This is a genomic window from Paenibacillus solanacearum (assembly GCF_910593845.1).
Classification (GTDB): Bacteria; Bacillota; Bacilli; order Paenibacillales; family NBRC-103111; genus Paenibacillus_G; species Paenibacillus_G solanacearum.
Window position 1 is genome coordinate 1 of sequence record NZ_CAJVAS010000120.1, and the last position, 752, is coordinate 752.

The following is a 752-nucleotide window of genomic DNA, read 5'->3' on the forward strand; positions in this document are numbered from 1 at the left end:
ATTCGGACATCCCCGGATCAAAGCCTGCTTACGGCTCCCCGAGGCGTTATCGTTGTTCGCCACGTCCTTCTTCGGCTCCTGGCGCCTAGGCATCCTCCGTGTGCTCTTATTAGCTTAACCATGTGCTCCGAGTTTATCTTTTATCGTTCCGTTGTACTTCGTACAAAGGTCACTTCCAAAAGATAAATCTTCGCTGTAGCTAACCTAAAAGATAAAGATCTATTTAGATCATCTTTAAGGATGATTCAGCATTTGTTGCATTGTTTCGATATCCAGTTTTCAAGGAACAAACAAAGATTCAATGGTGGAGCCAAGCGGGATCGAACCGCTGACCTCCTGCTTGCAAGGCAGGCGCTCTCCCAGCTGAGCTATGGCCCCATAGTGGTATTCATTTATGGTGGGCCCTAGTGGACTCGAACCACCGACCTCACCCTTATCAGGGGTGCGCTCTAACCAGCTGAGCTAAGGGCCCTCGTAATGAACCGCTTTAAGCGGCTAGCTTGGCGACGTTCTACTCTCCCAGGACCCTGCGGTCCAAGTACCATCGACGCTGGAAGGCTTAACGTTCGTGTTCGGGATGGGTACGCGTGGTTCCCTTCCGCCATCATCACCAAACTAGTTGAAAGACTTGCGCCTTTCAAAACTGACAACGAGTGAGTGTCGTCGCAACTATTGCTAGTTGTCGACTTATATTTGTCCGTCGCCCTACAGACGACATGGACTCCATAGAAAGGAGGTGATCCAGCCGCACC

General features: G+C 50.5%; 2 tRNA genes and 2 rRNA genes. All 4 read right to left on the reverse strand.

The window, feature by feature from the left end:
* Positions 1-120, reverse strand: a 23S ribosomal RNA gene (locus KXG62_RS33850); the annotation flags it as partial.
* A 182-nt stretch (positions 121-302) separates the two neighbouring features.
* Positions 303-378, reverse strand: a tRNA-Ala gene (locus tag KXG62_RS33855).
* 17 nt (positions 379-395) lie between these two features.
* Positions 396-472 (reverse strand) — tRNA-Ile (locus tag KXG62_RS33860).
* Positions 473-498: 26 nt separating this feature from the next.
* Positions 499-615: ribosomal RNA gene (gene rrf, locus KXG62_RS33865) — 5S ribosomal RNA — on the reverse strand.
* Between the last annotated feature and the right edge of the window lie 137 nt (positions 616-752).